This is a genomic window from Aquimarina sp. (assembly GCF_977115655.1).
Genome location: NZ_CDSBKO010000068.1, coordinates 18808 through 27563 on the forward strand (window position 1 = coordinate 18808; position 8756 = coordinate 27563).

General features: G+C 32.8%; 5 protein-coding genes. 2 read left to right on the forward strand and 3 right to left on the reverse strand.

The window, feature by feature from the left end:
* Positions 1-71: 71 nt before the first annotated feature.
* From ACZIYX_RS20775 to ACZIYX_RS20785, 3 genes are all read right to left on the reverse strand, one after another.
* Positions 72-407, reverse strand: a complete 336-nt coding sequence (locus ACZIYX_RS20775) for a transposase (protein ID WP_462684183.1) — start codon at positions 405-407, stop codon at positions 72-74.
* Positions 408-1019: 612 nt separating this feature from the next.
* Positions 1020-1397, reverse strand: coding sequence for a hypothetical protein (locus tag ACZIYX_RS20780; protein WP_462684178.1), 378 nt, complete (start codon positions 1395-1397; stop codon positions 1020-1022).
* Positions 1398-1793: 396 nt separating this feature from the next.
* Positions 1794-4346 carry an ATP-dependent Clp protease ATP-binding subunit gene (locus ACZIYX_RS20785; RefSeq protein ID WP_462684179.1) on the reverse strand — a complete coding sequence of 851 codons (2553 nt, stop codon included), beginning with the start codon at positions 4344-4346 and terminating at the stop codon, positions 1794-1796.
* Positions 4347-4677: 331 nt separating this feature from the next.
* Between ACZIYX_RS20785 and gyrA the strand changes: the two genes are divergently transcribed.
* Complete coding sequence (gene gyrA / locus ACZIYX_RS20790; RefSeq protein ID WP_462684180.1) at positions 4678-7221, forward strand: DNA gyrase subunit A; 2544 nt, start codon at positions 4678-4680, stop codon at positions 7219-7221.
* 27 nt (positions 7222-7248) lie between these two features.
* A complete protein-coding gene (locus tag ACZIYX_RS20795; RefSeq protein ID WP_462684181.1) occupies positions 7249-8523 on the forward strand; it encodes a tetratricopeptide repeat protein in 1275 nt (424 codons plus the stop codon).
* Positions 8524-8756 lie beyond the last annotated feature (233 nt).

Sequence of the window (8756 nt, forward strand, 5' to 3'; positions counted from 1 at the left end):
TAATATATATATTAAATATACCTCTTGAGTTTGCTTCGGGGGTATTGACTTGGTGTAATACCATTTAGACTTTAAAAATTCTTATAAAATAAATTTGTATATAATTCATATCCTGTGATTGATTTAATTAGTTCAGGGGTTAGTTGGTTTACCATTAGTGTGATTTTCTGTTGTAATCTTTCTATTGAAGGGAAAAATTTCATTGCCACTCTGTTTTTCATCCATTGCCATACTTTCTCTGCTGGATTAAGCTCAGGGGTATATGGTGGTATTCTTATCAAAACAATATTTTCAGGGATTTCAATATTTTTGCAGGCATGAAATCCTGCATTATCAATAATAAGTAGTTTAAGCTCTTTAGGGTTCTGGCAGCTAAAGGCTCGTAAAAACTCTTCAAAGATATATATACACTAGTAAATTTATCTTTATTTAGATTTACTCTAATTTCCTGAAACAGATCAGGTAGTTTTTTTAAAAGCTTCTACAGTCTTATCATCTTTTTTATGATGTGATTTTCTAGAAACCTTTAATTTACTTCGATGATGTACCCTACAATGTTTATATAAAGTAGTATAAGTGATCTTGGGCTGGTAATTGGATTGAACCCATTTTAATAATTCTACATAACTAGTGATGGTAGTATTGGGATCTGCTAATTTTTTAGATAAGGCAGATTTAGTAATTTCATTTATTGATCGAGTATTGTTCCCTCCGCTATTTACCGTAACTAGACCTTCTAAACCTTTGGTTTTATATGTTTTGAGCCAATTGTAGATTGTTCTACGTTCATATTTAAGCTTCTGGGAAAGATTCGCGGGTATACATCACTTTGCCTTGTTTAATCAATAATAATGCTTTTACCTTGCTCTATTTCAGAATAGTAGATTGTTTGTTTTGTAATTTGAGTAAATCTGATTCGCTCTCTTTTATCTGAATATCAATTCTTTTTGCCATAGCCAAAAGATACAAATTTATTGAGAAAATTCAAAGTGTATTTGGTATGCTCCTTCTTTGTTTTTTTAGTCTTTATATTTCTTTATAATCATATCTTTCCATACCAAAGCTTCTTCCATAGTATCAAATTGCTCAAATTCTTTTCCAAAAAATATTTTTTCTACCTTCGTTTGCATTTTTTGTTTAGGATCACTGGATACCACGGAAAAACCTACCAGATTTTTGATTTTTGTAGTTTCTAAATAAATAGTAGGATCTACAGCATAAGAATTGATTCGATGAGTAATGTATACAAAGGGCCTGTTTTTGAAGTGCTTTTCTACGATCTGTAATAAAACGCTATTGTGTTCAGGAGATACTGTAACACCCTCTTTCATTATTGCTTTTACGTAGTCGTCGTATATTTCTACACAACAAAAATAAAAATTATATGAAGTTATCATCAGATACTCGTTAGCTTTTTTAATTTTATTTTGGACTGCAAAATTGCATAAAAAAAAACAAGACTTTTCTAATTTGTACCATTTTAACTTTTATATAGGACATATAGCCCACTTTTCTTATACTAATAGCTAATTATATTTTTTAAAATAACACACACCCTCCTTTTTTTATCCTACGCTAAAAAAAGAACCATTTATTTACGCACTATTTCAAAGTTAAAATGGTATTACATCATCATTTTTTTAAAGTTGAACAGGTATGATTCTTTACTAAGAAAAAGAAATTAGGTATAGCCCATAAAAAAACCTGTAAGATTTATTTTACAGGTTTAGTTTTGTATTGAATTATGATAATAGAATCATTTTATTCTATTAAGAAGCGAATCATTATTAAAATTAGGATTCTGTAGATTTTTCAGCTTTCTTGATAGTGATAGTCAATTCTTCAGAATCGTTGTCTATATCCATAAAAATAGTATCTCCTTCTTGAAGTTTTGAATTTATAATTTCTTCGGCAAGAGCATCTTCAATATACTTTTGAATGGCTCTTTTTAATGGTCGTGCACCATATTGTTTATCAAAGCCTTTTTCGGTAATGTAATCTTTAGCTTTTTCGCTTAGTGTTAAAGCATATCCAAGATCTTTAATTCTTCGATATAATTTATTAAGCTCAATGTCTATGATTTTGTGAATATCTTCTCTTTCCAGTGCATTGAAAACTACTACATCATCAACTCTGTTTAGAAATTCTGGGGCAAATGCTTTCTTTAGTGCATTTTCTATAACTCCTTTTGCATAATCTTCTGCTTGAGTTTTCTTGGCAGTAGTTCCAAAACCAACTCCTTGACCAAAATCTTTTAATTTACGGGCTCCTATATTAGAAGTCATGATAATTATGGCGTTTCTAAAATCAATTTTTCTGCCCAGACTATCTGTAAGGTATCCATCATCTAATACCTGAAGCATCATGTTAAAAACGTCGGGATGTGCTTTTTCTATTTCATCCAAAAGAATAACTGCATAAGGTTTTCTTCTTACTTTTTCTGTAAGTTGACCTCCTTCTTCATATCCAACATAACCAGGAGGTGCTCCTATAAGTCTGGACACGGCAAATTTCTCCATATATTCACTCATGTCAATGCGTATTAATGCATCTTCATTATCAAACAGTTCTTTGGCCAATACTTTTGCTAATTGCGTTTTACCAACTCCTGTTTGCCCTAAGAATATAAAAGAGCCTATAGGTTTATTAGGGTCTTTGAGCCCTGCTCGATTTCTTTGTATTGCTTTAACTACTTTTTTAACTGCTTCTTCCTGTCCAATTACTTTACCCATGATTAAGTTTGGTAATTCTGCAAGTTTATTACTTTCAGTTTGAGCGATTCGATTTACAGGAATGCCTGTCATCATAGAAACCACATCTGCAACATTATCTTCACTTACGATTTCTTTATGCAGTTTAGAGTCTTTTTCCCATTGTTCTTGAGCTACAGCAAGTTCTTTTTCAAGGTTTTTTTCATCATCTCTAAGTTTTGCAGCCTCTTCATATTTTTGTTTTTTAACAACGCTGTTTTTAAGTTCTCTTACTTCTTCAAGTTTTTTCTCAAGATCAAGTATTTTTTTAGGAACATCAATATTGGTAATATGCACTCTGGATCCTGCTTCGTCTAAAGCATCAATAGCTTTGTCTGGCAAGAAGCGATCGGTCATATATCTATTGGTTAATTTTACACATGCCTGAATAGCTTCGGGAGTATAAATAACGTTATGATGCTCTTCGTATTTTTCTTTTATATTATTGAGTATCTCTATTGTTTCTTCAATATTTGTAGGCTCTACAATTACTTTTTGAAAACGTCTTTCCAAAGCCCCGTCTTTTTCTATATATTGTCGGTACTCATCCAGGGTAGTTGCTCCTATACATTGAATTTCGCCTCTGGCCAGTGCGGGTTTAAACATGTTTGAAGCATCCAGACTTCCTGTTGCGCCACCAGCACCAACAATGGTATGGATTTCATCTATAAAAAGAATGATGTCATCATTTTTTTCTAACTCATTCATCACAGCTTTCATTCTCTCTTCAAACTGGCCCCTGTATTTTGTTCCTGCAACTAAGCTGGCTAAATCAAGAGTAACCACTCTTTTGTCAAATAAGATTCTTGAAACTTTTCGTTGAATTATTCTTAAAGCCAGTCCTTCTGCTATAGCAGATTTGCCAACTCCGGGTTCTCCTATTAACAATGGATTGTTTTTTTTACGTCTGCTTAATATTTGAGAAACCCGTTCTATTTCTTTAGATCTTCCTACTACCGGATCAAGCTTACCTTCTTCTGCCATAGCGGTCAAATCTCTTCCGAAGTTATCTAAAACAGGAGTTTTAGATTTTTTTCCTGCTTTAGTTCCTCCACCAGGAGAATTAAAAGGGTTTTCTTTTGAATCTCCCGTTAAATCATCATCATCAGAAAAGGACTCTGCTTTTGGGGTGTCTATATACTCTTCTTCGTTGGTTATCATAAACTTAAATTGGTCTTTAACGTTATCGTAATCCACTTTTAAACGATTTAAAAGTTTTGTAGTTGGGTCATTTTCATTTCTTAGAATGCATAATAAAAGGTGCGCAGTATTTATAGAAGAACTTTGAAATAGTTTTGCTTCCAAAAAAGTAGTTTTTAATGCCCTTTCTGCTTGTCTGGTTAAGTGTAAATTTTTTTTCTCATTAGAAGCGACCGCTACATCCGGGTTTGCCGGACTGAGAATTTCAACCTTTCTTCTTAAATTTGTTAAATCAATATCTAAAGCATCAAGGATACTGATCGCTTTCCCACTTCCATCACGTAGTAGACCTAGCATAAGATGTTCTGTACCAATAAAGTCATGCCCTAATCTAAGGGCTTCCTCTTTGCTATATGCTATAACATCTTTGACTCTGGGAGAAAAATTATCATCCATAAAATTATTCTCTTTCTTTTTCTTTATAACTAAAATAGTAATTTTTTAGAATTATAATGACAAAAACTATTCCTTTTAATCGATGATTAACATATATCTATACAGAAAAGGTAATTTTGTCATGTAATTTTAATGTTTTTTACTTCTATATCGTAAATAGACAAAAAATGCTTTAATAATCAAAACCTATAAGAATAGACTTATTAACTATATGCATGCTCACTATTGTTAATAAATTACGTATATTACATAGGTAAATAGGTGTTAAAACAGTCTTAAATTACTTATATTAGCGCGTTTAATTAATCAATTTTAGAATAAAAAAATTTTTATGGCAGAAGGAGAAAAGCTTATACCTATTAACATAGAAGATGAGATGAAATCCGCATACATTGATTATTCAATGTCCGTTATAGTATCTCGTGCTCTTCCAGATGTTAGAGATGGTCTTAAGCCCGTACACAGACGTGTTTTGTTTGGTATGTATGAATTGGGTGTTAAAGCAAGTAGTGCCCATAAGAAATCTGCAAGAATTGTAGGTGAGGTGTTGGGTAAATATCACCCTCATGGAGATACCTCGGTATATGACACTATGGTTCGTATGGCTCAAGAATGGAGTTTGAGATATATGTTGGTAGATGGTCAGGGTAACTTTGGTTCTGTAGATGGGGATAGTCCTGCAGCAATGCGTTATACAGAAGCAAGAATGCGTAAGATATCGGAAGATATGTTGGCCGATATCGAAAAAGAAACGGTGGATCATACACTTAATTTTGATGATACTTTATTAGAACCAACAGTTTTACCTACGCGAGTACCCGGATTATTAATCAATGGTGCTTCTGGTATTGCCGTTGGTATGGCTACCAATATGCCTCCCCATAATTTGAGTGAGGTTGTTGATGGTACTATTGCCTATATAGAAAACAATGATATAGAGATAGATGAGCTAATACAACATATTAAAGCCCCCGATTTTCCTACAGGAGGTACAATTTACGGGTATGATGGAGTAAGAGAGGCTTTCAAGACTGGTAGAGGTAGAATTGTAATTCGAGCCAAAGCTACTTTTGAAGAGGTAAATGGAAGAGAATCTATTATTGTAACAGAAATTCCTTATCAAGTAAATAAGGCAGACATGATTAAAAAGACTGCCGATCTTGTAAACGATAAAAAAATAGATGGAATCTCTACGATTCGTGACGAATCTGATAGAAACGGTATGCGTATTGTATACGTTTTAAAAAGAGACGCAATACCTAATATAGTTTTAAATCTTTTATACAAATATACTGCACTACAATCTTCTTTTAGCGTTAATAACATTGCGCTGGTAAAAGGCAGACCACAGTTATTGAATGTAAAAGAAATGATTCATCATTTTGTAGAACACAGACATGAAGTAGTTGTTCGTAGAACAAGATATGAATTAAGAAAAGCCGAAGAAAGAGCACATATTCTGGAAGGGTTGATTATTGCTTCGGATAATATAGACGAAGTAATAGCTATAATAAGAGCATCAGCCAATGCCGATGAAGCTCGCGAAAGATTAATCGAAAGATTCAAATTATCAGAACTTCAGGCAAAAGCAATTGTTGAAATGCGTCTGCGCCAACTTACAGGACTGGAGCAAGACAAATTGCGTGCAGAGTATGAGGAATTGATGAAGACTATCGAAGATCTTAAGGATATCTTGGATAAGAAAGAGCGTAGAATGCAAATCATTAAGGATGAGCTGGCAGAAGTAAAGGATAAATATGGAGATGAGCGTCGTTCTCAAATCGAGTATGCTGGAGGAGATTTAAGTATTGAAGATATGATCCCGGATGAAAAAGTGGTAATAACTATTTCTCATGCAGGATATATTAAAAGAACCTCTCTTAACGAATATAAAAAACAGCATAGAGGAGGAGTAGGGCAAAAAGGAAGTACAACCCGTAATGAAGACTTTCTTGAACATCTGTTTGTAGGAACAAATCATCAATACATGTTGTTTTTTACACAAACAGGAAAATGTTTTTGGATGCGTGTGTATGAAATCCCCGAAGGTAGTAAAACATCTAAAGGAAGAGCCATACAAAATTTAATAAATATACATAGTGATGATAAAGTAAAAGCCTTTATCTGTACTCAGGATCTTAAAAACGAAGAGTATATTAATTCTCATTATGTCATAATGGCAACAAAAAAAGGACAGGTCAAAAAGACATCTTTAGAACAGTATTCAAGACCAAGAACCAATGGTATAAATGCAATTACAATAAAAGATGGTGATGAACTTCTTGAAGCTAAACTAACAGATGGTAAAAGTCAGGTAATGCTTGCCGTAAGATCTGGTAAGGCAATACGATTTGAAGAAGAAAAGACCAGACCAATGGGTCGTGGAGCATCCGGGGTAAGAGGAATACGATTGGCAGATGATAAAGATGAAGTTATCGGGATGGTCGCTGTAAATGAAAAGGATAGCAATATTTTGGTGGTTTCAGAAAATGGTTACGGAAAACGCTCAAAATTAGAAGATTACAGGATAACAAATAGAGGAGGTAAAGGAGTAAAAACTATTTCTGTAACCAAAAAAACCGGTAATCTTGTAGCTATTAAAAATGTTACAGACCAAGATGATCTTATGATTATTAACAAATCCGGAATTGCTATCAGACTTGCTATAGAGGACTTAAGAGTAATGGGACGTGCAACTCAAGGAGTACGTTTAATTAACCTTAAAGGCAAAGATTCTATTGCTGCAGTAGCAAAAGTTGTGCATGATGATGATGAAATAGAACAAGAGGATACTATAGAAGATGTAGATAATTCGACTACAGATCCTGATATTTCGGCAGATGGCACGAATATTGATAAAGAAACAGAACAATAAATAAATCCCATTTTAAAAACTCAAGTAATGAAGACTAAATTTATCGTAGTACTATTCTTAGCTGTTAGTGCTGTTGGATTTTCTCAAAAACAAGCATTAAAAGAAGCTTCCAAAGCTTTAAAATCTGGCAACATGGATGTAGCCTCAGAAGCATTAAAAGCTGCAGAAGGGCAATTAGATGCTGCTGACGAAAAATCAAAAGCACAATATTATTTTCTTAAAGGGCAAGTTTTGGCTTCATCAGCAGGAGACTCTTTAGATAAAATTGAAGGTGCTGCTAATGCATATAATAGAACTATTGAAATTGAAAAAGCCGGTGGTGGATCTAAATATGGGGCAGATGCGGCTCAAAAAATCCAAATAATACGTCAATCTTTGGTAGAAAAAGCAATAAAAAACCAAGAAGATAAAGATTATAAAGGAGCATCTGAAAAACTTTATTTAGCATATACTACTAATAAAGCAGATACAACTTACTTATATTATGCTGCAGGTAATGCAGTTAATGGTAAAAATTATGACGAAGCTTTGAACTATTACACTCAGTTAAAAGATCTTGGTTTTAGTGGAGTAGAGACCGAATATGTTGCAACTAATAAAGAAACAGGAGAAGTAGAAACTTTTGATTCGAAACAAACAAGAGATTTGTCTGTAAAATCTAATATATATATTAAACCAGAATTACGTAAATCTGAATCTAAAAGAGGAGAAATTGCCAAAAACATTGCTTTGATCTATATGAGCCAAGGAAAAGATGAAGAGGCAATAGCTGCAATTGAAGATGCAAAAAAAGAAAATCCTAATGATTCAACTTTAATGCAAGCAGAAGCAGATCTTTTTTATAAATTAGGTAATATAGCAAAGTATAAGGAAATCATGGAAAAAATTGTTACTAATGATCCTGAAAATCCTGATTTATTGTATAACTTAGGAGTGAGCGCATCTCGTTTAGGAGACAACGATCAGGCACTAAGCTACTATAAAAAAGCTTTAGAATTAAAACCAGATTATGCTTCAGCTCAAATTAATATAGCTTCTATCCTGTTAGGAGGAGAAACAAAAATTGTGGATGAAATGAATGGTCTTGGTACATCTTCAAAAGACAATAAAAGATATGAAGAGCTTAAGACTGCCAGAGAAAATTTATATAAAAACGCAATTCCTTATTTGGAAGGTGCTTTAAAGAATCAGCCAGATAATGTGGAAGCAGTACGTACTTTAATGAATATATTTTATCAGTTAGATGATCCAAAAGCAGATAAAATGAAAAATAAACTTAAAGCTTTGGAGGGAGGTAATTAATTAAATACCTTAATCCTAATAAACTAAAGAGGGTGAAAAGTCAAACACCCTCTTTTTTTATTGTCAATTTTTCAAAAAGTTAAAATGGTATTAGCTCCAAAAAAGGCTTCACTAAAAAAAAAATAGTTTTATAGAAATTATTAATAATAATCCGGGTTCAATTAAATTTTACCAAAAATTGACACTGTTTCATTAAGTGTGTAACTTAAAATATCGAGGGTTTGACTTTTTTA